Below are 26549 nucleotides of genomic sequence, written 5' to 3' on the forward strand. Positions count from 1 at the left end.
TCAACACGCTGGTGCTGCGCACCGGCATCGACGAGGCCGAGCCGTTCACCGCGCTGCTCGACCGGGTCCGCCGCACCGACCTGGACGCCTACGGCAACGCCGACGTGCCGTTCGAACGGCTCGTGGAGCTGCTCGCGCCGGAGCGTTCGCAGGCGCGCAACCCGCTGTTCCAGGTGATGCTGGCCTTCCAGAACCTCGACCGCACCACCCTGGAACTGCCCGGGCTGTCGGTGCAGGCGCTCGATCTCGAGGAGAACGTCGCCCGTTTCGACCTGCAGTTCACCTTGTCGGAGAACGCGGCCGCGGGTATGACGCTGGCGCTGACCTACGCCACCGAGCTGTTCGACGCCGCCACCGCCGCCGAGATCGTGCGGCGCTGGCAGCGGGTGCTGGCCGCGATCGCGGCCGACCCGGCCCTGCCGGTCGGCGCGATCGACGTGCTCGAGCCTGCCGAACAGGCCGATCTGGTCGCGCGCACGGGCGCCCCCGCGGTGCCGCCGCGCACCCTGCCCGAGCTGCTGGCCGAGGCCGCCGCGCGCGACCCGCAGGCGCCCGCGGTGGTGTTCGAGGGGACGAGTCTGTCCTACGCCGAGCTGGACGAGCGCTCCAACCGGCTGGCCCGGCTGCTCATCGCCGAGGGCATCGGCGCCGAGGACCTGGTCGCGGTGGGCGTGCCGCGTTCGGCGGATTCGGTGTTCGCGGCCTGGGCGGTCGCCAAGACCGGTGCGGCGTTCGTGCCGGTCGACCCCAACTACCCGGCCGAGCGCATCGCGCACATGGTCACCGACTCCGGCTCGCCGGTCGGCCTGACCGTGGCCGCCGTGCTCGACGGCCTGCCGGATTCGACGCGCTGGCTGGTGCTGGAGGAGCTGGATCTGGACGCCTTCGACGGCGGCCCGATCACCGAGGCCGAGCGGGTCCGCCCGACCCGGCCCGAGCAGCCCGCCTATGTCATCTACACCTCCGGTTCCACCGGTGTGCCCAAGGGTGTCGTGGTGACCCACGCGGGCCTGGCGAACTTCCGGGCCGAGCAGGTGCAGCGCTACGACATCGACTCCGACACCCGCGCACTGCATTTCGCGTCGCCGAGCTTCGACGCCTCGATCCTCGAACTGCTGCTCGCGCTCGGCGCGGGCGGTGCGCTGGTCGTGGTGCCGCCGGGCGTCTACGGCGGTGAGGAACTGTCCGAGCTGATCCGCCGCGAGCGGGTCACGCACGCCTTCATCACCCCGGCCGCGCTGGCCACCTTCGACCCGACCGGCCTGGACACCCTGCGGGTGCTGGTGGCCGGCGGTGAGGCCTGCCCGCCGGAACTGGTCGCGAAATGGGCGGTGCCGCTGGGCGACACCGGCCGGATCCGGGCCTTCCACAACGGGTACGGCCCCACCGAGACCACCATCATGACCAACATCAGCGACGCGCTGGTGCCGGGCGAGCTGGTCACCATCGGTGGCCCGATCCGCGGCATGCGCTCGTTGATCCTGGACAACCGGCTGCGGCCGGTGCCGGTGGGTGTCGCGGGTGAGCTGTACCTGTCGGGCATCCAGCTGGCGCGCGGCTACCACGCCCGCCCCGGCCTGACCGCCGACCGGTTCGTCGCCAACCCGTACGTGCCGGGTGAGCGCATGTACCGCACCGGTGACGTGGTCCGCTGGACCCGCACCGGCGAAGTGGAATACGTGGGCCGCTCCGACTTCCAGGTGAAGGTCCGTGGCTTCCGTATCGAGCTGGGCGAGATCGACGCCGCGCTGGCCTCGCACGAGTCGGTCGACTTCGCGGTCACCGTCGGCCACGACAACGCCGCAGGCGCGACCGTGCTGGTGTCGTATGTGGTCGCCGCGCCGGGTCATTCGATCGACGTGCCGACGCTGACCGGCCACGTCGAGCAGCGCCTGCCCGCCTACATGGTGCCCTCGTCGATCATGGTGATCGACCGGGTGCCGCTGACCCCGGTGGGCAAGCTGGACCGCAAGGCGCTGCCGGAGCCGGTGTTCGCGACCGAGGTCGTGTTCCGCGCGCCGCGCACGCCGCTCGAGCAGACCATCGCCGAGGTGTTCGCCGAGGTGCTCGGCGTCGAGCGGGTCGGTGTCGACGACTCGTTCTTCGCCCTCGGCGGCGACAGCATCGTCTCCATCCAGCTGGTCTCGCGGGCGAAGGCGCGCGGCGTGGTGTTCACCCCGCGGCACGTGTTCGAGCAGAAGACCGTCGCCGGGCTGGCCGCGGTCGCCGAGACCGGCGACGCCGCCGCGCCCGCGGTCTCGGCGCTGGCCGAGCCGCCGGGCGGTGGTGTCGGCCCGATGCCGCTCACCCCGGTGGTGCGGTTCATGGCCGAGCGGCCCGGTTCGTTCGGGCGGTTCAACCAGACCGTCGCGCTGGAACTGCCCGCCGGCATCGACCGCGCGGGCATCGTGGGCACCGTCGGCGCGGTGATCGACCGCCACGACATGCTGCGGGCACGGCTGTACCACGACGGCACCGACTGGGTGGTCGAGACCGCCGCGCCGGGCACCGTCGACGTCGACGCACTCGTCGAGCGGGTCGAGATCCCGGCCGACGCCGACGACGACCGGCTGGTCGAGATCGCCTCGGCGGCATTGGATTCCGCGCTCGACCGGCTCGATCCGGCCGCGGGCACGGTGATCCGGTTCGTGTGGCTGGACCCGGCGACCCCGCAGCGGATGGGCAGGCTGCTCGTGCTCGCCCACCACCTGGTGGTCGACGGCGTGTCCTGGCGCATCCTGGTGCCGGACTTCGTCACCGCCTGGGGCCAACTCTCGGCCGGACAGCAGCCCGAGCTGGTCGCCCCGGCCACCTCGATGCGGGCCTGGGCGCACGCGCTGGCCACCGAGGCCGAGCGCCCCGAGCGGGTCGCCGAACTGGACTACTGGCGCACCGTCGCGGGCGCCACCGACCCGTTGCTCACCGAGCGTCCGATGGACCCGGCGGTGGACGTCTCCGGCGCGATCGAGAAGGTCGCCGTCGAGGTGTCGCCCGAGGTCACCAAGGCCCTGCTCACCACGGTCCCGGCGCTGTTCCACGGCGGCGTCAACGACGGTCTGCTCACCGCGCTGGCGCTGGCGACCGCGCAGTGGCGGGCCCGCCGCACCGGCGCCGCGCACCAGGACTCGCTGCTGATCCGCCTCGAGGGCCACGGCCGCGAGGAGGACGTGGTGCCCGGTGCCGACCTCTCGCGCACGGTCGGCTGGTTCACCGCGATCTTCCCGGTCCGCTTCGACCTGTCCGGTGTCGACCTCGACGCCGCGCTGGCCGGCGGGCCCGCGGTCGGCAAGGCCGTCAAGGCGGTCAAGGAGCAGCTGCTCTCGGTGCCCGACAAGGGCATCGGGTACGGCCTGCTGCGCTACCTCAACGCCAGGACCGCGGGTGAGCTGCCCGCGCAGCTGCCCGGCCAGATCAGCTTCAACTACCTGGGCCGGGTGTCCGAGGGCGACGTGCCCGAGGCACTGCGCGGCTTCGGCTGGACCCCCGCGCCGGAACTGGGCGCGCTCGGCGGCGCCTACGACGCCGACATGCCCGCGATGGCGCCGCTGGACGTCAACGCGATCGTGGTGGGCGACAAGCTCACCGCCAACATCGGCTACCCGGCCACGCTGCTGAGCGAGGCCGAGGTGCGCGAGTTCGCGCAGCTGTGGACCACCGCGCTGGAAGCGGTGGCCCGGCACGCGAATTCGGCCGAGGCGGGCGGGCACACCCCGTCCGACTTCGCCCTGGTGCGCGCCACCCAGCGCGACATCGAGGACTGGGAACGGCGCTTCCCGACGCTCACCGACGTGTGGCCGCTCTCGGCGCTGCAGTCGGGCCTGCTCTTCCACGCCCGCCTGGCCGCGGGCTCGGTGGACGTCTACACCGCCCAGGCGGTGCTGACGCTGACCGGGCACGTCGACCCGGCGCGCCTGCGCGCGGCCGCCCAGGCGGTGCTGGACCGCTACGAGAACCTGCGCACCGCGTTCCTCACCGACCACGACGGCAACGCCGTGCAGGTGGTGCTGGACGGGGTCCGGGTGAACTGGTCCGAGCACGATCGCCGCGACACCGGCGCGGCGGAGGACCTGATCGAGGCCGACCGGATGCACCGGTTCGACCTGGCCGCCCCGCCGCTGATCCGCTTCACCCTGATCCGGGTCGGCGAGCAGCGCTGGGAGTTCGTGGTGTCCAACCACCACATCCTGCTCGACGGCTGGTCGATGCCGCTGCTGATGCGCGACCTGCTCATGCTCTACGCCACCCACGCCGACGCCGCGGCGCTGCCCGCGGTGCGCAGCTACCGCCACTTCCTGGAGTGGGCGGCCCAGCAGGACACCGCCGCGTCGCTGGCCGCCTGGCGGGATGCGCTGCGCGGGGTCACCGAGCCGACCCTGCTGGCCAGGGCCGACGCCGGTCGCGAGATCACCGCCCTGTCCGGGGAGTACCTGTTCGACCTGGACGAGGCCGCCACCGCGCGGCTCACCGAGCTGGCGAGCTCGCTGGGCGTCACGCCGAACACGGTGCTCCAGGTGGCCTGGGGCATCCTGGTCGGCCGCATGGCGGGCAGCGAGGACGTGCTGTTCGGCACCACCGTGTCGGGCCGTCCCGCGCAGCTGGCCGGCGTCGAGTCGATGGTGGGCCTGTTCATCAACACCGTGCCCGTGCGGGTCCGGTTCGACGCCGCCGAGTCGGCGCGCGAGCTGCTCACGCGGGTGCAGGGCGAGCAGGCCGACCTGCTCGACCACCACTACGTGGGCCTGGCCGACATCCAGTCCGCCGCCGGGGTGGGCGCGCTGTTCGACACCCTCGTGGTGTTCGAGTCCTACCCGGTCGACGCCGAGGGCATCCAGGCCCAGGCCGCCGACATCGACGGTATGGCCGTGGCGGGCATCGAGGCCGCCGACGCCACCCACTACCCGCTGACGCTGATCGCGCAACTGGATTCGCGCCTGCGGATCCGCGCGGGCTACCTGCGCGACCTGTTCGACGAGCCGACCGTGCGCCGCATCGCCGACCGGCTGGTGCGGGTGCTCACCACCATCACCGCCGACCCGGCCGTCGCGGTGGGTGACATCGACCTGCTCGACGCGACCGAACGCGACCTGGTGGTCTCCGGCTGGAACGCCACCGCGCACCCGATCGAGCCCGCCGCGCTGCTCGGCGAGCTCGCCGGCACCTCCGCGCTGACGCTGGTCTCGATGTTCGAGGCGCAGGTCGCGCGGACCCCGGACGCGCCCGCGCTCACGTTCGAGGGGACAGGTCTGTCCTACGCCGAGTTCGCCGCTCGCGTGCACCGGCTGGCGCGCTGGCTGATCCAGCGCGGCGTCGGCCCGGAATCGTATGTGGCACTGGGCATGCGCCGCTCGATCGACCTGGTGGTCGGCATGTACGCGGTGTCGGTGGCCGGTGGCGCGTACGTGCCGCTCGACCCCGATCACCCGGCCGAGCGCACCGAGTACATCCTCGCCACGGCCGATCCGGTCTGTGTGCTCACCTCCGGCGACGATCTGCCGATCGACACCGCGCAGGTGCGCATCGACCTGCTCGACCTGGACGGGCTGTCCGAGGCACCGGTCACCGACGCCGAACGGCGGATGCCGCTACGGCCGGAGAACACCGCCTACGTGATCTTCACCTCCGGTTCGACCGGCCGCCCGAAGGGTGTCGCGGTCAGCCATGCCGCGATCGTCAACCGCCTGGTGTGGATGCAGGCCGAGTACGGCCTGACCGCCGCCGACGCGGTGTTGCAGAAGACCCCGGCGACCTTCGACGTGTCGGTGTGGGAGTTCTTCTGGCCCTTGCAGATCGGCGCGCGCCTGGTGGTCGCCAAGCCGGACGGGCACCGCGATCCGGCCTATCTGGCCGAGGTCATCTCGGCCGAGCGGGTCACCGTCACCCACTTCGTGCCGTCGATGCTGGCGGTGTTCGTCGCCGACGCCGCGGCGGCCCGCTGCGACGCGCTGCGGATGGTGTTCGCCTCCGGTGAGGCGCTGCCGCCCAAGCCCGCGCACCGGCTGCGCGAGCTGACCGGGGCCGAACTGCACAACCTGTACGGCCCCACCGAGGCCGCGGTCGACGTCACCTACCACCGCGTCACCGACGCCGACACCGAGACGGTGCCGATCGGCGCACCGGTGTTCAACACGCAGGTCTACGTGCTCGACGCCCGGCTGCGGCCCGCCCCGGTGGGTGTCGCGGGTGAGCTGTATCTGGCGGGTGCTCAGCTGGCGCGCGGGTATGTGGCGCGGCCGGATCTGACCGCGGATCGGTTCGTGGCCGATCCGTTCGGCGACGGGCAGCGGATGTACCGCACCGGTGACCTGGTGGCGTGGACGGCCGAGGGTGAGCTGGAGTACCTGGGCCGCACCGACTTCCAGGTGAAGCTGCGGGGTCTGCGGATCGAGCTCGGCGAGATCGAATCCGCGCTCACCGCGCTGGAGGAGATCGCGCAGGCGGTCGTCGTGGTCCGCGGCGACCAGCGCACCGGTGACCAGCTGGTGGCCTACGTCGTGCCCGCCCCGGGCGCGCAGGTCGACAGCGACCTGGTGCGCGAGGACCTGGGCAGGCAGCTGCCCGCCTACATGGTCCCGGCCCTGGTGATGGCGTTGGACGCCTTCCCGCTCAACGCCTCCGGCAAGCTGGACCGCAAGGCGCTGCCCGCGCCGGTGTTCGAGGCCGCGGTGTTCCGCGCCCCGACCACCCCCGTCGAGGAGATCGTGGCCCGCACCTTCGCCGATGTGCTCGGCGTCGAACGGGTCGGCCTCGACGACGACTTCTTCGCCCTGGGTGGCAACTCGCTCAGCGCCACCCAGGTCGCCGCGCGGCTGTCGGCGGCGCTGGAGACCGAACTCGGCGTGCGCGAGCTGTTCGAGGCGTCCACGGTCGCTGCGCTGGCCGCCCGCGCCGAGACCGGCGCGGGCGCCGGTGCGCGGGCCGCCCTGGTGCCGCAGCGCAGGCCCGAGCGGGTGCCGCTCTCGCTGGCGCAGCAGCGCATGTGGTTCCTCAACCGCTTCAACATCGGCACCGGCGGCGGCGAGCACAACCTCGCCGCGGCCGCGGACAACATCCCCGCCGCGGTGCGGCTGTCCGGTCTGCTGGACCGGCAGGCGCTGCAGGTCGCCGTCGCCGACGTGCTCGCCAGGCACGAATCGCTGCGCACCTACTACCCGGAGATCGGCGGTGTCGGCTACCAGCAGGTGGTGCCGACCGCGCAGGTGATCCCCGACCTCGCGCCGATCGAGATCACCGAGGCCGAGCTGCCCGAGCGGATCGCCGACCTGGTGCTGACCGCCTTCGACGTCACCGCCGAGGTGCCGTTCCGGGCCAGGCTGTTCGAGATCAGCCCCACCGAGCACGTGCTCGCGCTGGTGGTGCACCACATCTCGGCCGACGGGTTCTCGATGGGCCCGCTGACCCGCGACGTGATGATCGCCTACAGCGCCCGCGTCGAGGGCGACGAGCCCGCGTGGCGGCCGCTGGAGATCCAGTACGCCGACTACGCGCTGTGGCAGCGCGACGTGCTCGGCGCCGAGGACGACCCGGAGTCGCTGATCGCCCGCCAGATCGCGTTCTGGCAGCGCGAACTCGGCGGCCTGGTCGAGCAGCTGGACCTGCCGACCGACCGGCCGCGTCCGGCCGTCGCCTCCAACCGCGGCGCCACCGTCGGCTTCACCGTCGACCCCGAGGTGCACGCGGGGCTGCGCGGCCTGGCCGCCGAGCACAACTCGACGCTGTTCATGGTCGTGCACGCCGCGCTGGCGGTGCTGCTGGCCCGGCTGTCGGGCACCCGCGACATCGCCATCGGCACCCCCATCGCGGGCCGTGGTGAACGCGCGCTCGACGACCTGATCGGCATGTTCGTCAACACGCTGGTGCTGCGCACCGAGATCGATCCGGGCGCGGCCTTCGACGACCTGCTGCGCACCGTGCGCCGCGTGGACGTGGACGCCTTCGGGCACGCCGACGTGCCGTTCGAGCGGCTCGTCGAGGTGCTCGACCCGGTCCGCTCGCCGGGACGGCACCCGCTGTTCCAGGTCGCGCTGACCTTCCAGAACACCGGCCCGGCCGAACTGGAACTGCCCGGCCTGACCGTCTCGCCCGTCGACATGGCGGTGCCGCTGGCCAAGTTCGACCTACAGCTGACGCTGGAGGAGAAGGTCGGCGCCGACGGCGCGGCCGCGGGCATGGCCGCCGAATTCAGTTACGCCACCGACCTGTTCGACGAGTCGACGATCCGCGAGTTCGCCGACCGGTTGCAGCGGATCATGGCCGCGGTCACCGCGAACGCGAGCGCGGTCGTCGGCGACATCGACCTGCTCGCCCCGGGCGAGCGCGATCTGGTGCTGCGCGCCTGGAACACCCCGGGCGTCGAGGTGCCCGAGGTCACCATGGTGGACCTGATCGCGGCGCAGGCCGCGCGCAGGCCCGACGCCGACGCGATCCGCTTCGGCGACACCACCCTGTCCTTCGGCGAGATGCAGCGCCGCGCGAACCGCATCGCCCACACCCTGATCGACCGTGGTGTCGGGCCGGAATCCCGAGTCGCCGTGGCGGTTTCGCGCACCGAGCACCTGCCGGTCGCGCTGTATGCGGTGCTGCTGACCGGCGCCGCCTACGTGCCGGTGGACACCACCTACCCGGTGCAGCGGCTCGAGTTCATGCTCACCGACGCGGCACCGGTCTGCGTGCTGACCACCGAGGCCGACGCCGACGCCGTGCCTGCGGTCGACGTTCCGGTCGTGCTGCTCGAGCAGGCCGCGACGGCCGGCTCGGACGCCCCGGTGACCGACGCCGACCGGCGTGCGCCGCTGCGCCCGGACAACCTCGCCTACGTCATCTACACCTCCGGCTCCACCGGTGTGCCCAAGGGCGTCGGCGTGACCCACCGCGACGCGGTGCAGCTGTTCGCCAACACCCAGCCGCTGTTCGGATTCGACGAATCCGACGTGTGGACGCTGTTCCACTCCTACGCCTTCGACTTCTCGGTGTGGGAGCTGTGGTGCGCGCTGGCCTACGGCGGCTCGGTGGTGGTGGTCGACTACCTCACCTCGCGCTCGCCGGAACTGTTCCGCGAGCTGCTGGTGCGCGAGCGGGTGACGGTGCTCAACCAGACCCCGTCGGCGTTCTACCAGCTGGTCGAGGCCGACCGCGCCGCGAGCGCGGCCGCCGACGCCGGCGAGTTCGCGTTGCGCTACATCGTCTTCGGTGGTGAGGCGCTGGATCTGCGCCAGCTGCGCCGTTGGTACGAGCGCCATCCGGCCGACGCGCCGCGCCTGGTGAACATGTACGGCATCACCGAGACCACGGTGCACGTGTCGTTCCTGTCGCTGGACGAGCAGGTCGTGGACAACCCGGCCAGCGTGATCGGGCGCGCCCTGCCCGGCCTGTCGGCCTACGTGCTCGACGAGCGGCTGGCGCCCGCGCCGGTCGGCGTCGCGGGCGAGATCTACGTGACCGGCGAGCAGCTGGCCCGCGGCTACCTCGGCCGCCCCGGCCTCACCGCGTCCCGGTTCGTCGCCAACCCGTTCGGCGCCCCCGGTTCCCGCATGTACCGTTCCGGCGACGTCGGCCGCTGGGTCGGCTTCGGCGGCGCGGCGAACCTCGAGTACGCGGGCCGCAGCGACCAGCAGGTGCAGCTGCGCGGCTTCCGCATCGAGCTCGGCGAGATCGAGGCCGCGCTCGAGCAGTGCGACGGCGTGCGCCAGGCCGTGGTCATGGTGCGCGCCGACGAGCACGCCGGTGACCGGCTGGTCGGCTACGTCGTGCCCGACACCGGCGCCGCGGTCGACCCGGTCGCGGTGCGCGAGCAGGTGGCGCGGTTCCTGACCGCGTACATGGTCCCGGACGCGATCGTCGTACTCGACACGCTGCCGCTGACCCCGAACGGCAAGCTCGACCGGCGGGCGCTGCCGGAGCCGGAGTTCGTCTCCACGGCGACCTTCCGTGCCCCGAGCACCCCGATCGAGCAGGCCGTGGCCCGGGTGTTCGCCGAACTGCTCGGCGTCGACGAGGTCGGTCTCGACGACGACTTCTTCGCCCTCGGCGGCAACTCGCTGCTGGCGACCCGGGTGGTGGCCCGCATCAACGAGGCGGTCGACGCCGGTCTCGCGGTACGTGAACTGTTCGAGGCGCCGACGGTGGCCGCGCTGGCCGCCCGCACCGCCGACCAGGTCGGCACCGGCAGGCGCCGGGCGCTGGTGGCGGGCCCGCGGCCGGAGCGGATTCCGCTCTCGCTGGCCCAGCAGCGCATGTGGTTCCTCAACCGCTTCGACAGCGCCACCGCGGTGAACAACATCCCGTTGGCCGTGCGCATGGTCGGCGAGCTGGACATCGAGGCGTTGCGCCAGGCCGTGGCCGACGTGATCGACCGGCACGAGGTGCTGCGCACCGTCTACCCGGAGACCGCCGACGGCCAGGGCGTGCAGGTGATCCTGCCCGCGGGCAGCCACACCCTGGATCTGCACCCGATCGTGGTCGAGGAGGCCGAACTCACCGAGCGGGTGCGCGAGCTGGTGCTCACCGGCTTCGACGTCACCCAGTCGGTGCCGGTGCGCGCCGCGCTGTTCCGGGTGGCCGGATCGATGGACGGCTCGCAGCCGCCGACCCACGTGCTGGTCTTCGTGGTGCATCACGTGTCCGGCGACGGCTGGTCGGTCGGCCCGCTGGCCAGGGACGTGATGGTCGCCTACGCCGCGCGTTCGCGCGGTGAGGCGCCGGGTTGGGCGCCGCTGCCGGTGCAGTACGCCGACTACGCGATCTGGCAGCGCGACGTGCTCGGCTCCGAGGACGACCCGGAGTCGTTGATCTCCGAGCAGGTGGCCTACTGGTCGCGTCAGCTGGCGGGCCTGCCCGATCAGCTGGATCTGCCCGCGGACCGCAAGCGGCCCGCGGTCGCGTCCAACCGGGGCGGCGTCTACGAGTTCGGCTTGGACGACGCGCTGGTCGCCGAGCTGGACGAGCTGGGCCGCGCGCACGGCGCGAGCCTGTTCATGGTCGTGCACGCGGCGTTCGCCGCGCTGCTGGCGCGCCTGTCCGGCAGCGACGACATCGCCGTGGGCACCGTCGTCGCCGGCCGCGGCGAGGCCGCCCTCGAGACGACGCCATCGGCATGTTCGTCAACACGCTGGTGCTGCGCAGTGCGGTCGATCCCGCCGAGTCGTTCACCGACCTGCTGACCCGGATCCGCGAGACCGACCTGGCCGCCTTCGGCCACGCCGACCTGCCGTTCGAGCGGCTGGTGGAACTGCTCAACCCGGCCCGCTCGCAGGCCCGGCATCCGCTGTTCCAGGTGATGCTGTCGTTCCAGAACACCGGCGAGACCACCTTCGAGCTGCCCGGCCTCGAGGTCTCCGGCCTGCCGCTGGACGTGGTGACCGCGAAGTTCGATCTGCACCTGAACTTCCACACCGGCGCCGACGGCACCACGGCCGAGATCGCCTATGCCGCCGACATGTTCGACGCGCCGACGGTCGCCTCGTTCGCCGAGCGGCTGGTGCGGATGCTGTCCGCGGTGGCCGCCGACGCCCGCGTGGCGGTCGGCGACGTGGAACTGCTCGACCCGGCCGAGCACGCCCGGCTGGCCCGCTGGAACGCCACGGACCGCCCGGTCGACACCGAGGCCACCCTGGTCTCGATGTTCGAGGCGCAGGCCGCGCGCACCCCGGAGACGGTCGCGCTCACCTTCGAGGGGACGAGTCTGTCCTACGGCGAGTTCGCCGCCCGGGTGCATACGCTGGCCCGCCACCTGGTCGAGCTGGGCGTCGGCCCGGAGTCGATGGTGGCGCTCGGCATGCGCCGCTCGCTGGAGCTGGTGATCGGCATGTACGCCGTGAGCGCCGCCGGTGGCGCCTACGTGCCGCTGGATCCGGACCACCCGGCCGAGCGCATCGCCTACGTGCTGGACGTGGCCGCGCCGGTGTGCGTGCTCACCACCTCCGGTGACGAGTTCGACGCGGGCACGGTGCCCACCGTCGAGATCGACCGCCTCGATCTGGACGGCTACGCCGACACCCCGCTCACCGACGCCGACCGCCGCGCACCGTTGCGGCCGTCCAACACCGCCTACGTCATCTTCACCTCCGGCTCCACCGGCAGGCCGAAGGGCGTGGCGGTCACCCACGCGGCGATCGTCAACCGCCTGGTGTGGATGCAGTCGGAGTACGGCCTGGACCGCACCGACGTGGTGCTGCAGAAGACCCCCGCGACCTTCGACGTGTCGGTGTGGGAGTTCTTCTGGCCCTTGCAGGTCGGCGCGCGCCTGGTGATCGCCAAGCCCGACGGCCACCGCGACCCGGCGTACCTGGTCGAGCTGATCACCGGGCAGCGCATCACCACCGCGCACTTCGTGCCGTCGATGATGTCGGTGTTCGTCGCCGAGGACCGCGCGGCCGAATGCACCAGCCTGCGCAACGTCTTCGCCTCCGGTGAGGCACTGCCTGCGGTCACCGCGCAGCGGTTGCGCGAGCTGACCGGCGCCCGCCTGCACAACCTGTACGGGCCGACCGAAGCCGCGGTCGACGTGACCTATCACGAGGTCGTCGACGCCGACACGGTGTCGGTGCCGATCGGTGCGCCGGTGTTCAACACCCGGGTGCACGTGCTGGATTCGCGCCTGCACCCGGTGCCGGTGGGTGTCGCGGGTGAGCTGTATCTGGCGGGCGTCCAGCTGGCCCGCGGGTATGTGGCGCGGCCGGATCTGACCGCGGATCGGTTCGTGGCCGATCCGTTCGGCGACGGGCAGCGGATGTACCGCACCGGTGACCTGGTGGCGTGGACGGCCGAGGGTGAGCTGGAGTACCTGGGCCGCACCGACTTCCAGGTGAAGCTGCGGGGTCTGCGGATCGAGCTCGGCGAGATCGAATCCGCGCTCACCGCACTGGATTCCATCGCGCAGGCGGTGGTCGTGGTGCGCTCGGACGAGCGGCTGGGCGACCAGCTGGTCGCCTATGTCATCGCGGCGGCGGGCCGCTCGATCGACACCGAGGCCGTGCGCGGCGAGCTCGCCGGCGCGCTGCCGGGCTACATGGTGCCCTCGGCCTTCGTGGTGCTCGACGCGTTCCCGCTCAACGCCTCCGGCAAGCTGGACCGCAAGGCGCTGCCCGCGCCGGTGTTCGAGGCCAAGGTGTTCCGCGCACCGTCGACCCCGGTCGAGGAGATCGTGGCGGGCACCTTCGGCGACGTGCTCGGCGTGGCCCGGGTCGGCCTGGACGACGACTTCTTCGCCCTCGGCGGCAACTCGCTGCTGGCCACCCAGGTGATCGCCCGGCTGGGCAAGGCGCTCGACACCCAGCTGGCGGTGCGCGACCTGTTCGACGCCTCCACCGTCGCGGCGCTGGCCGCGCGCGCCGAGTCCATCGCGGGCAGCGGCCGGACCCGGCCGGAACTGACCGGTGGCGCCCGGCCCGAGCGCATCCCGCTCTCGCCCGCGCAGCAGCGGTACTGGTTCCTCAACCAGTTCGACACCGCCACCTCCGCGGTGGACAACATCCCGCTCGCGGTGCGGCTGTCCGGCGCGCTGGACGTGGCGGCGCTCGAGCAGGCCATCGGTGACGTGTTCGCCCGGCACGAGGTGCTGCGCACCACCTACCCGAGCTCGCCCGAGGGCCCGCACCAGGTGATCCTGCCGGTGGTGCGCCCCCGGCTGGAGCCGGTCGACATCGACGAGTCCGAGCTGGTGCAGCGGGTCATCGCGTTCTCGATGACCACCTTCGACGTCACCACCGAGGTGCCGTTGGCGGTCACGCTGTTCCGCATCCGGCCCGACGAGCACGTGGTGGCCTTCGTGGTGCACCACGTCGCGGCCGACGGCTCCTCGATGGGTCCGCTGGCGCGCGACCTGATGGCGGCCTACGTGGCCCGCGTGGCCGGTGAGGCGCCGCAGTGGACGCCGCTGCCGGTGCAGTACGCCGACTACGCGCTGTGGCAGCGCGAGGTGCTCGGCTCCGAGGACGATCCCGACTCGGTGGCCGCGCGCCAGGTGGCGTACTGGAAGTCGGCGCTGGCCGGGTTGCCCGATCAACTCGACCTGCCCTCGGACCGGCCGCGCCCGCCCGCGCAGTCGTTCCACGGCAAGGCCGTGCGTTTCGACATCACGCCGGAACTGCACGCCCGCCTGCACGAGCTGGCGCGCGCGAACAACGCCTCGCTGTTCATGGTCGTGCACACCGCCCTCGCGGTGCTGCTGGCCCGGCTGTCGGGCACCGACGACATCGCGGTCGGCACCCCGATCGCCGGGCGCGGTGAGCGCGAGCTCGACGATCTGATCGGCATGTTCGTCAACACGCTGGTGTTCCGCACCCAGGTGGAGCCCGGCGACCGGTTCGCCGACCTGCTCGCCGAGGTGCGCGAGCGCGACCTGGAGGCCTTCGCCAACGCCGACGTGCCGTTCGAGCGGCTGGTCGAGGTGCTCAACCCGGTGCGTTCGACCGCGCGCAACCCGCTGTTCCAGGTGGGCCTGTCCTTCCAGAACCTGGCCGAGACCACGCTGGCCCTGCCGGGCCTGCAGGTGAGCGCGGTCGACGTCGGCGCGCAGCTGGCCAAGACCGACCTGACCGTCACGCTGTACGACCTCTACGACGAGGACGGCACGCCGGCGGAGATCGTCACCGATTTCAGCTACGCCACCGACCTGTTCGACGAGGCCACGGTGCAGGGCTTCGCCGACCGCTTCGTGCGCGTGCTCGAGACGGTCGTGGCCGACATGGACGTGCCGGTCGGTGAGATCGACCTGCTGGCGCCCGAGGAGGCCGAGCGGATCCTGCGGTCCTGGAACGACACCGCGCACCCGGTCGATCCGGCCGCGACCCTGGTGTCGCTGTTCGACGCGGCGCTCGCCGCCGCCGATCCGGCCGCGGTGGCCGTGGTCGTCGATACCGCGCAGGGCCGGGTCGAGCTGACCTTCGCCGAACTGGACGCGCGGGTGAACCGCCTGGCGCGGCACCTGATCGCGCGCGGCGTGCGCACCGAGGACCGGGTGGCGCTGGCCATGCGCCGCTCGCTGGATCTGGTCGTGTCGATGTACGCGGTGTCGCGGGCCGGTGCGGCCTACGTGCCGATCGACCCCGACCAGCCCGCCGAGCGGGTCGGCTACATCCTCGAGACCGCCGCGCCCGCCGTGGTGCTCACCACCACGGCCGACGCGTTCGAGACCGAGGTGGGCGAGATCGTCGCCGTCGACGCGCTCGACCTGGGCGCGGTGTCGGCGGCGCCGATCACCGACGCCGATCGCAACGGTGTGCTGCTGCCCGCCACCACCGCCTACGTCATCTTCACCTCCGGTTCGACCGGCAGGCCGAAGGGCGTGGCGGTGCCGCACGGCGCCGTGGCCAACCAGTTGTGCTACATCGCCGAGGAATTCGCGCTCGGCGCCGACGACGTGGTGCTGCTCAAGACGGCTGCCACCTTCGACGTCTCGGTGTGGGAGTTCTGGTCGGCGGTGCTGACCGGTGGCCGCCTGGTCGTGGCGACCGCCGACGGTCACCGCGACCCGGCCTACCTGAACGCGCTGATGCGCGACACCGGGGTGACCACGCTGTACGTGGTGCCCTCGATGCTGGACGCGCTGCTGATCGAGTCCGGCGACCGGATGCCCGAGTCGCTGCGGCGCATCCTGGCCATCGGTGAGGCACTGCCCGCGGCCACCGCGCAGCGGTTCCGCGCGGCCAACCGCGCCGGGCTGTTCAACCTCTACGGCCCGACCGAGGCCGCGGTCTCGATCACCACCCACGAGGTGGACGACGACGACACCGTGGCGGTGTCCATCGGTGTGCCGCAGTGGAACAGCCAGGTGTACGTGCTGGATTCGCGACTGCGCCCGGTGCCGGTGGGAGTGTCCGGCGAGCTGTACCTGGCCGGCGCGCAGCTGGCGCGCGGGTACTTCAGCCGCCCCGACCTCACCGCCGACCGCTTCGTCGCCAACCCGTTCGCGGTGGGCGAGCGGATGTACCGCACCGGTGACCTGGTGGCCTGGACCGCCGACGGCGAACTCGACTACCGGGGCCGCACCGACTTCCAGGTGAAGATCCGCGGCTTCCGCATCGAGCTCGGCGAGATCGAGTCCGCGCTGCTGAAGCAGGATGCCGTGGCCGCGGCCGCGGTGCTCGCGCACACCGATCCGAACCTGGGCGACCGCCTGGTCGCCTACGTGGTGCCCGCGACCCCGGGCGAGATCGACACCTTCGCGCTGCAGACCGCGCTGTCGGCCGAGATCCCGTCCTACATGGTGCCGTCGGTGTTCATGCAGCTCGACGAGCTGCCGCTGAACGTCAACGGCAAGCTCGACCGCAAGGCGCTGCCCGAACCCACCTTCGAGAAGGCGGTGTTCCGGGCACCGACCACCCCGATCGAGCAGATCGTGGCCACCACCTTCGCCGAGGTGCTCGGCCTCGACCAGAGTGCGGGCGGTGCGCGGATCGGCCTGGACGACGATTTCTTCGCCTGGGGCGGCAACTCGCTGCTGGCGACGCAGGTCGCCTCGCGGCTGGGCGCGGCGCTCAACACCCGCGTCCCGGTCCGGTTGCTGTTCGAGGCGCCGACCGTGGCCGCGCTGGCGGTGCGGGTGGAGCAGCAGGCCGGGACCGGCAGGCTGGCACTGACCGCCCGCCCGCGGCCCGAGCGCATCCCGCTGTCGCTGGCCCAGCAGCGGATGTGGTTCCTCAACCGGTTCGACACCCAGTCCGCGGCGTACAACGTGCCGATGGCCGTGCGCTTGACCGGCGAGCTGGACGTGACCGCGTTGCGCACCGCCATCGCCGACCTGATCGGCAGGCACGAGGTGCTGCGCACCGTCTACCCGGCGGTCGACGGCGACCCGGTGCAGCTGATCCTGTCGCCCGCGCAGGCGCAGGTGCCGCTGGCGACCCGCGCGATCGCCGCGGCCGAGATCGAGAACGCCGTGGTGGAACTGGTCGGGCAGCCGTTCGACGTCACCGATCAGGTGCCGGTGCGGGTGACCTTGTTCGAGATCACCGACGCGGGCGAGGTGCCCGAGTACGTGATCGCGATGGTCGTGCACCACATCGCCGGTGACGGTTCGTCGTTCGCGCCGCTGGTGCGTGATCTGATGACCGCCTACGTCGCGCGCAGCATGGGCGAGGCGCCGAACTGGTCGCCGCTGCCGGTGCAGTACGCCGACTACAGCATCTGGCAGCGCGAGCTGCTGGGCAGCGAGGACGATCCGACCTCGCTGATGGCCGGACAGCTCGCCTACTGGAAGACCGCGCTGGCCGACCTGCCCGAACAGCTCGACCTGCCCGCCGACCGCCCGCGTCCGGCGACGCAGTCGTTCCGCGGCGGCGCGGTGCCGGTGCGCATCGACGCCGAGACCCACCGCAAGCTGATCGCGGTGGGCCAGGCCGAGAGCGCCACGCTGTTCATGGTCGTGCACACCGCGCTCGCGGTGCTGCTGTCGCGCCTGTCCGGCGCCGACGACATCGCGATCGGCACCCCGATCGCGGGCCGCGGCGAGGCGGCGCTGAACGACCTGATCGGCACGTTCATCAACACGCTGGTGTTCCGCAGCCGGGTCGCACCGGGTGAGCCGTTCGATGTGCTGCTGGCCCGCCAGCGCGAGATCGACATCCAGGCGTTCGCGCACGCGGACGTGCCGTTCGAGCGGCTGGTCGAGGTGCTCAATCCGGCCCGGTCGACGGCGCGGCACCCGCTGTTCCAGGTGGGTCTGTCGTTCCAGAACCAGACCCAGACCGCGCTGGAGCTGCCCGGCCTGACCGTCTCGGGCGTCGACTTCGACACCAGGATGTCGCAGTTCGACCTGCACCTGATCCTCACCGATCAGTACGACGAGCAGGGCGCGCCGATCGGTGTCGCCGGTGTGCTGACCTACGCCGCCGACCTGTTCGACCGCGCCACGGCCGAGGGCTTCGCGCAGCGCTTCCTGCGGCTGCTCGACGCGGTGATCGCCGCGCCGGACACCGCCGTGGGCGATCTGGAACTGCTCGACGCCGCCGAGCGGCGCGAGCTGGTCGCGGGCCGCAACGACACCGCGCACCCGCTGGCACCCGCGCTGCTGCTGGACGGCTACCGTCGCGCGGTGGCCGCGCACGCCGACGCGGTGGCGCTGTCCTACGAGGGCGCCGAGTTGACCTACCGCGAGTTCGACGAGCGGGTCAACCGGCTGGCCCGGCTGCTCATCGCGCGCGGTGTCGGCGCGGAGTCGCTGGTCGGTCTGGCCGTGCGGCGGTCGCTGGACCTGGTCGTGGGTATGTACGCGATCGTCACCGCCGGTGGCGCGTATGTGCCGTTGGATCCGGATCATCCGGCCGAGCGCATCGCGCACATCCTCGACACCGCGCAGCCGGCCTGCGTGCTGTCCACCACGGCGGATGCGGTGCCGGTGCCCGCGGGTACCGATCTGGTGCTGCTCGACACCGTCGATCTGGCGGGCTACTCGGCCGCGCCGGTGGAGGCGGCGGAGTTGGTGCGTCCGGTGCGTCGGGACAATCCGGCGTATGTGATCTTCACGTCGGGTTCGACGGGTCGTCCGAAGGGTGTGGCGGTCTCGCACGGGGCGATCGACAATCAGATCGAGTGGATGCTGTCGGAGTATCCGATGGGTCCGGGGGATGTGTATCTGCAGAAGACGGCGACGACGTTCGACGTTTCGCTGTGGGGTTACTTCATGCCGCTGCGGGCGGGCGCGAAACTGGTGGTCGCCACCCACGACGGCCACCGCGACCCGGCCTACGTGGCCGACATGATCGCCCGCCACGGCGTCACGGTCACCGACTTCGTGCCGTCGATGCTCAGCGTCTTCGCCGCGAACCTGGCGACCGGCTCGGTGCCGACGCTGCGCGACGTGTTCGTCATCGGTGAGGCGCTGCCGCCGGAGACCGTCAACGCCTGGTACCAGGTGTCGGACGCGGTGCTGCACAACCTGTACGGCCCCACCGAGGCCGCGGTGTCGGTGACCTATTGGCCCGCGCGCGGGCGCGACGAGCGCACCGTGCCGATCGGCCTGCCGCAGTGGAACGTCGGTGTGTACGTGCTGGATTCGCGGCTGCGGCCGGTGCCCGACGGCGTCGCCGGCGAGCTGTACCTGGCCGGTGAGCAGCTGGCGCGCGGCTACGTGGCGCGCCCCGACCTCAGCGCGGACCGCTTCGTGGCGAACCCGTTCGTGGCGGGGCAGCGGATGTACCGCACCGGTGACCTGGTGGTCTGGCGGGCCGCGTCCGGTGACCTGCCGCACCGGCTCGAGTACATCGGCCGCACCGACTTCCAGGTGAAGTTCCGCGGCCAGCGCATCGAGCTGGGCGAGATCGAGACCGCGCTGCTGGCGGAGCCCGCGATCAGCCAGGCCGTCGCGCTGGTGGTGCCGTCCTCGCTGGGCGACCAGCTGGTGGCCTACGTGGTGCCGCGCCCGGGCCAGGTGGCCGAGCAGAACGCGCTGCTGGCCGCGGTGTCGCAGACCCTGCCCGCCTACATGGTCCCGGCCGCGATCGTCGTGCTCGACGCCTTCCCGCTCAACGCCTCCGGCAAGCTGGATCGCAAGGCGCTGCCCGAACCGGTGTTCAGCAGCAAGGAGTTCCGCGCGCCGGCCACGCCGATCGAGGAGATCGTCGCGGGCGTGTTCGCCGACGTGCTCGGCCTGGAACGGGTCGGCGCCGACGACGACTTCTTCGCCCTCGGCGGCAACTCGCTGGTGGCCACCCAGGTCACCGCGCGTCTCGGCAAGGCGCTCGACACCCAGTTGGCGGTGCGCGATCTGTTCGAGGCGTCCACAGTGGAGGCGCTGGCGGCGCGCGCCGAGCGCAAGACCGGCACCGGCCGGGCCCGGCCCGCGCTGGTCGCGGGTCCGCGCCCGGAGCGGATCCCGCTCTCGCCCGCCCAGGCCCGGTACTGGTTCCTCAACCAGTTCGATCCGAGCGCCTCGGCCGTGGACAACGTGCCGTTCGCGGTGCGGCTCACCGGCGCGCTGGACGTGTCCGCGCTCGAACGCGCCGTGGCCGACATCTTCGCCCGCCACGAGGTGCTGCGCACCGTGTACCCGACCGTGGACGGCGAGCCGGTGCAGGTGGTGCTGCCCGCCGGGCAGGCCACCCCGTCGCTGCGGCCGGTGGAGATCACCGAGTCGGAGCTGATCGCCACGGTGATCGACTTCGTGCTCACCACGTTCGACGTCACCGCCGAGGTGCCGTTGAAGGTGGCGCTGTTCCGGATCGCGGACTCCGCTGCGCCCGCGCAGCACCCGACCGCCCCCGAGCAGCACGTGATCGCCTTCGTCGCCCACCACGTCTCGGCCGACGGCGCGTCCATGGGTCCGCTGGCGCGCGACCTGATGACCGCGTACATGGCGCGGGCCGCCGGTGAGGCGCCGCAGTGGGCGCCGCTGCCGGTGCAGTACGCCGACTACGCGCTGTGGCAGCGCGAGGTGCTCGGCACCGAGGACGATCCGGAGTCGGTGGCCGCCCAGCAGGTGGCCTACTGGAAGTCGGCGCTGGCCGGGCTGCCCGACCAGCTCGAGCTGCCCGCCGACCGGCCACGTCCGCCGGTGCAGTCCTTCCGCGGCAGCGCGGTGCGGTTCGAGATCGACCCGGCGCTGCACGCCCGGCTGCACGAGGTGGCCCGCGCCAACAACGCCTCGCTGTTCATGGTCGTGCACGCGGCGTTGGCGGTGCTGCTGGCGCGGCTGTCGGGCACCGACGACATCGCCGTCGGCACCCCGATCGCCGGGCGCGGCGAGCGCGAACTCGACGACATGATCGGCATGTTCGTCAACACGCTGGTCTTCCGCACCCAGGTGCGCCCCGGCGACGCGTTCACCGATCTGCTCGCCGAGGTGCGCGAGCGCGACCTGCAGGCGTTCGCCCACGCGGACGTGCCGTTCGAGCGGCTGGTCGAGGTGCTCAACCCGGTGCGCTCGACCGCGCGCAACCCGCTGTTCCAGATGGGCCTGTCGTTCCAGAACCTGGCCGAGACGGCGTTCGAGCTGCCCGGTCTCTCGGTGAGTGCGGTCGACTTCGGCGCCCAGCTGGCCAAGACCGACCTGCACGTCACCGTGTTCGACCGGTACGCCGAGGACGGCACCCCGGCCGAGATCGTGGCCGAATTCGGTTACGCCACCGACCTGTTCGACGAGTCGACGGTGCGCGGTTTCGTGGACCGGTTCCTGCGGGTGCTCGACACCGTGGTCGCCGACCAGTCGGTGCCGGTGGGTGACATCGACCTGCTCGGCGCCGACGAGGCCGAGCAGATCCTGCGCACCTGGAACGACACCGCGCACGAGGTCGACCGCACGGCGACGCTGGTGTCGCTGCTGGACGCCGCGGTGGCGACGGTCGACCCGGACACGGTGGCCCTGGTGGCCGACGTGGTGGCGGGCGAGCGGGTCACGCTGACCTACGCCGAGCTGGACGCGCGGGTCAACCGCCTGGCGCGGCACCTGATCGGTCAGGGCGTGGGCACCGAGGACCGGGTGGCGCTGGCGATCCGTCGCTCCGCCGACCTGGTGATCGCGATGTACGCGGTCGCCAAGGCGGGCGCGGCGTACGTGCCGGTGGACCCGGATCAGCCGGCCGAGCGCGTCGGCTACATCCTGGACACGGCGGCGCCGGTCTGCGTCCTCACCACCGCCCGCGACGGTTTCACCACCGATGCGGCGCCGACGGTGATTCTCGACGAGCTGGACCTGTCCGGCTACGCGGCGACGCCGATCGCGGCGGCCGAGCGGGTGCGCCCGCTGGCCGCGGCCAACACCGCCTACGTCATCTTCACCTCCGGTTCCACCGGTGTGCCGAAGGGCGTGGCGGTGCCGCACGGCGCCATCGCCAACCAGTTGTTCTGGAAGACGGCCGAATTCGGGCTCGGTACCGACAACGTGGTGCTGCTCAAGACGGCGGCCACCTTCGACCTGTCGGTGTGGGAGTTCTGGTCGGCGGCGGTCAGCGGTGGCCGCCTGATCGTGGCGACCGCCGACGGTCACCGCGACCCGGCCTACCTGAACGCGCTGATGGGCGAGACCGGGGTGACCACCCTGCACGTGGTGCCCTCGATGCTCGACGCGCTGCTCACCGACGCCGGTGACCGGATGCCCGACACACTGCGGCGCATCCTGGCCATCGGTGAGGCGCTGCCTGCGGCCACCGCGCAGCGGTTCCGCAGGAACAACACCGCCGAGCTGTACAACCTGTACGGCCCGACCGAGGCGGCGGTGTCGATCACCAGCCACCGGGTGGACGACGACGACACGGTCTCGGTGTCCATCGGTGCGCCGGAGTGGAACAGCCAGGTGTACGTGCTGGATTCGCGGCTGCGGCCGGTGCCGGTGGGCGTCGCGGGTGAGCTGTACCTGGCGGGCGCGCAGCTGGCCCGCGGGTACTTCGCGCGGCCGGACCTGACCGCCGACCGCTTCGTCGCCGACCCGTTCGGTGTCGCGGGCACACGCATGTACCGCACCGGTGACCTGGTGGCGTGGACCGCCGACGGCGAGCTGGAGTACCGGGGCCGCACCGACTTCCAGGTGAAGATCCGCGGCTTCCGCATCGAGCTCGGCGAGATCGAAGCGGCGCTGCTGCGCCAGGATTCGGTGTCGGCGGCCGCGGTGCTCGCGCACACCGATCCGAACCTGGGCGATCGCCTGGTCGCCTACGTGGTGCCCGCGGCGCACGACGCCGACCTCGACACCCGGGCGCTGCAGTCGGCGCTGACCGCCGAACTGCCGTCCTACATGGTGCCCGGCGCCTTCGTGGTGCTGGACGCCCTGCCGCTCAACGCGAACGGCAAGCTGGACCGCAACGCGCTGCCGGAGCCGAGCTTCGAGCAGGCCGCCTACCGTGCGCCGGTGACCCCGGCCGAGCGGATCGTGGCCGAGGTGTTCGCCGACGTCCTCGGCGTCGACGGCGCGGGGGACACCAGGATCGGTGCCGACGACGACTTCTTCGCTCTCGGCGGCAACAGCATCCTGTCCATCCAGCTGGTCGCGCGGGCCAAGGCCGCCGGTGTGGCGTTCAGCGTCCGCGACGTGTTCGACCAGCGCAGCGTGGCGGCGCTGGCCGCGGTGGCCACCCTCAGCGGTGCCGCCGACACCGAGCTGCGCGAGCTGCCCGGCGGCGGCGTCGGCGAGATCCCGGTGGCGCCGCCGATGGCCGCGCTGCTGGCGCAGGACCGCTACCGCGGCCTGGCGCAGGCGACGGTGCTGGCCATGCCGCAGGCGCTGGACTGGTGGACGCTGCTCGACGCGCTCGCGGTGATCCTGGACCGCCACGACGCACTGCGCACCCGTGTGCGCGAGACCGACGGCGGCCCGGTGTTCGAGGCGCCGGCGCGCATCGAGGTGGAGCCGCTGGTACGGGAGGTGCGCGTCGCGCGCGGTGCCGACCTCGCCCGGCTGCGCGCGGCCGAGCAGGCCGCCGCGGTGGATCGTCTCGATCCGGCTGCCGGCGTGATGACGCAGTTCGTGCTGTTCACCTTCGAGGACGACCGCACCGACGAACTGCTCGTCGTGGCACACCGTTTCGTGGTCGACGGGCCGTCGTGGCGGATCCTCGGCGCCGAGCTCACCGAGGCGGTCGAACGCCTCGGCGTGGACGCGCCGCTGGAGCTGCCCGAGACCGGCACCACCCTGCGGCGCTGGGCGCACCGTGCGGCCGAGCTGGACCGCGCGGCCGAGCTGCCGTTCTGGCAGGAGGTCGCGGCCACCCCGGACCCGCTGCTCGGGGCCAGGGCCTTCGATCCCGCGATCGACACGGCCGCCACGGTCGAGCGGATCCGGGTCGAGACGCCGGCCGAGATCGGTACCGCGGTGCTGGACACGGTGCCCGCGCTCTACCGCGGCTCGGCCCGCGACGCACTCGTCGCCGCGCTGGCGCTGGCGCTGGTGCGCTGGCGCGGCGAGGGCACGGCGGCACTGCTGCGCCTGGACGCCGACGGCCGCGCTGCGGGTGCCGCGCTGGGTGCCACGCTGGCCCGCACGGTCGGCTGGATCGACACCGCCTTCCCGGCGCGGATCGAGCTGTCCGGCATCGACCTCGACGACGCGTTCGCCGGTGGCCCCGCCCTCGGCGCGCTGGTCAAGGCGGTCAAGGAGCAGCTGCTGTCGGTGCCGGACCACGGCATCGGGCACGGGCTGCTCGGCCTGCCCGAGGTCGGCCAGGTCGGCTTCCACTTCCACGGGCCGGTGCACGCCGAGGTCGCCGAGGTGCGCGCGGGTGAGCTGCCCGCCGCGGGCGTCCTCGACATCGACGCCGTGGTACTGGAATCCGCGCACGGGCCGCGGTTGGCCGCGACGTTCGCCTTCCCGGCCGGCGTGCTCGACGCCGATCGGGTGCGCGAGCTGACCGAGCTGTGGGCCGCGGCGCTGGGCGCGCTGGCCGAGCACGCCGGGCGGCCGGACGCGGGCGGGCACACCCCGTCCGACATGCCGCTGGTGCGCGTCGGCCAGACCGACATCGAGCTGTGGGAGCGGACCTACCCGGGCATGACCGAGGTGTGGCCGCTGACGCCGCTGCAGTCGGGTCTGCTTTTCCACGCGCTGATGAGCACGGCCACGGTGGACGTCTACACCATGCAGGCCGTGGTCGACCTCAGCGGCAGCGTGGACGCCGAGCGCCTGCACGCCTCGGCGCAGGCGATCCTGGACCGGTACCCGAACCTGCGCACCGCCTTCGTCGCCGACTCCGACGGCCAGGCCGTGCAGGTGGTGCTGGACCGGGTCGAGGTGCCGTGGCGCGAGGTCGACCTGCGCGACGTGCCGGAGGACCGCCGCCTGGACGAGCTGCGCAAGCAGCTGGCCGCCGATCAGGCCGATCGGTTCGACATGGCCACCCCGCCGCTGGTGCGCTACACCCTGTACCGCACCGGCGCGGACGAGTGGCACCTGTCCATCACCACGCACCACGTGCTGTTGGACGGCTGGTCGATGCCGCTGCTCATGCAGGATCTGCTGGTGCTGTACGCGGTGCACGGTGACGTGTCCGCGCTGCCGCCGGTGGCCTCCTACCGCACCTTCCTCGAATGGCTGGCCGAACGGGATCCGCAGGCGTCCCTGCGGACCTGGGCCGAGGCGTTCGAGGGCCTGACCGAGCCGACCGAGCTCGCGCCGCAGGCCAGGGCGACCGAGGAGTACCAGACCGGCAAGGTGGTCGTGGAACTCGACGCCGAGCGGACGCGTCAGCTCACCAAGCACTGCGCGGAGCTGGGCATCACGGTCAACACGCTGGTGTCGGCGGCGTGGGGCATCCTGGTCGGCAGGCTGGTCGGCCGCTCGGACGTGGTGTTCGGCACCACCGTCTCGGGTCGCCCGGCCGAGCTGCCCGGCGTGGAGACGATGGTGGGCCTGTTCATCAACACCCTGCCGGTGCGCATGCGCATCGACGAGCACGCCACCATCGGCGACCAGCTGCGCCGGATGCAGCGGGAACAGGCGGATCTGCTCGATCACCACTACGTGGGCCTGCCCGACATCCAGCGGGTGGCCGGCCCCGGTTCGCAGTTCGACACCCTGTACGTGTTCGAGTCGTACCCGGTCGACCGAGCCGCGATCGCCGAGGCCAGCTCGATCGACGGCATGTCGGTGACCGGTGTCGGCGTCAGCAACTCCACGCACTACCCGCTGACGCTGCAGGTACTGCTGGAGAGCAGCCTCGAGATCACCCTGGAGTACCTGACCAGCAGGTTCACCGAGGACGAGGTCCGCACGCTGGCCCGGCGCCTGCTGCGGGTGCTCGACGCGCTGCTCGGCGACCCGGTCGCGGCGGTGGGCGAGATCGACATCCTCGACGAGTCCGAACGCGCCGCCCTGCTGGGCGATCACGGCCTGGCCGGGCACGCGCCGGAGCCCAACCGGCTCGGTGCCCGCACGGTCGCCAAGGTGCTCGCCGAGGTGGTCGAAGCCGATCCGGAGGCGCCCGCGCTGTTGGACGGCGACCAGGAGATCGCCTACCACGTGCTGGACCGGCGGTCCTCGCAGCTCGCCCGGGTGCTGATCGGGCGAGGGGTCGGACCGGGCGACGTGGTCGCGGTGGCGCTGCCGCGTTCGGTGGACTCGGTGGTGGCGGTCTGGGCGGTGCAGAAGGCCGGTGCGGCCTGCCTGTTCGCCGCCGGCCTCGACGCCGGACAGCTCGCCGCCGCGGGCGCGAGCTACGGCATCACCGCCGAGCCGCGGTCCGGCGACGCGATCCGGTGGGTGGTGTCGGGCGAGCAGCAGGTGCGCGACGAGATCGCCGCCGCGCCCGGCCACCCGGTGTCCTACGCCGACCGGGTCCGCCCGCTCGGTGCGGAGCATCCGGCGTTCGTGGAGCTGGTCGACGGCGCGCCCGTCACGCTGAACCAGGAGGAGGCGCTCGATCTGGGTGACCGCCTCCGGCGCAGCGAGGACATCGACTACGAGTCGACGACCTTCACCACCGCCGCCGCCGGACGGGCGGCACTCGCCGAGTTCCTCGCGACCTCGGTCGCGGGCGCGCTCTCGGTGCTGCCGACCGGCTCGGTCGCCGACGACCTGGCCGAGGGCGAGGTCACGCACTGGTTCGTCGCACCGGGCGAGGCCACGGAGGCCGCCGACGACGGTGTCCGGGTGATCACCGCGGAGTAGCACGGTCGTGGGCCGCTGTCGGATT

The 26549-nt window shown here is 72.4% G+C and carries 2 protein-coding genes (1 of these 2 only partly in view); both read left to right on the plus strand.

What is annotated here, in order from left to right; all coding sequences use genetic code 11:
- On the plus strand, positions 1 to 11156 hold the end of the coding sequence (locus AMO33_RS32685; RefSeq protein ID WP_255266220.1) for a non-ribosomal peptide synthase/polyketide synthase. Its footprint begins 17008 nt before the window's first position; the window shows 11156 of its 28164 coding nt (coding positions 17009-28164); its start codon lies off the left edge, out of view; the stop codon is at positions 11154 to 11156.
- On the plus strand, positions 11090 to 26524 hold the full coding sequence (locus AMO33_RS32690; RefSeq protein WP_261307344.1) for a non-ribosomal peptide synthase/polyketide synthase: 15435 nt from the start codon (positions 11090 to 11092) through the stop codon (positions 26522 to 26524). The genes AMO33_RS32685 and AMO33_RS32690 overlap by 67 nt, the downstream gene beginning before the upstream one ends.
- The last annotated feature ends 25 nt before the right edge of the window (positions 26525 to 26549 follow it).

This window comes from Nocardia farcinica, from assembly GCF_001182745.1.
Classification (GTDB): Bacteria; Actinomycetota; Actinomycetes; order Mycobacteriales; family Mycobacteriaceae; genus Nocardia; species Nocardia farcinica.

Bases quoted from the DNA above. Each gene is read 5' to 3' on its own strand.
- AMO33_RS32690 (WP_261307344.1), top strand. From the start codon at position 11,090: ATGTTCGTCAACACGCTGGTGCTGCGCAGTGCGGTCGATCCCGCCGAG.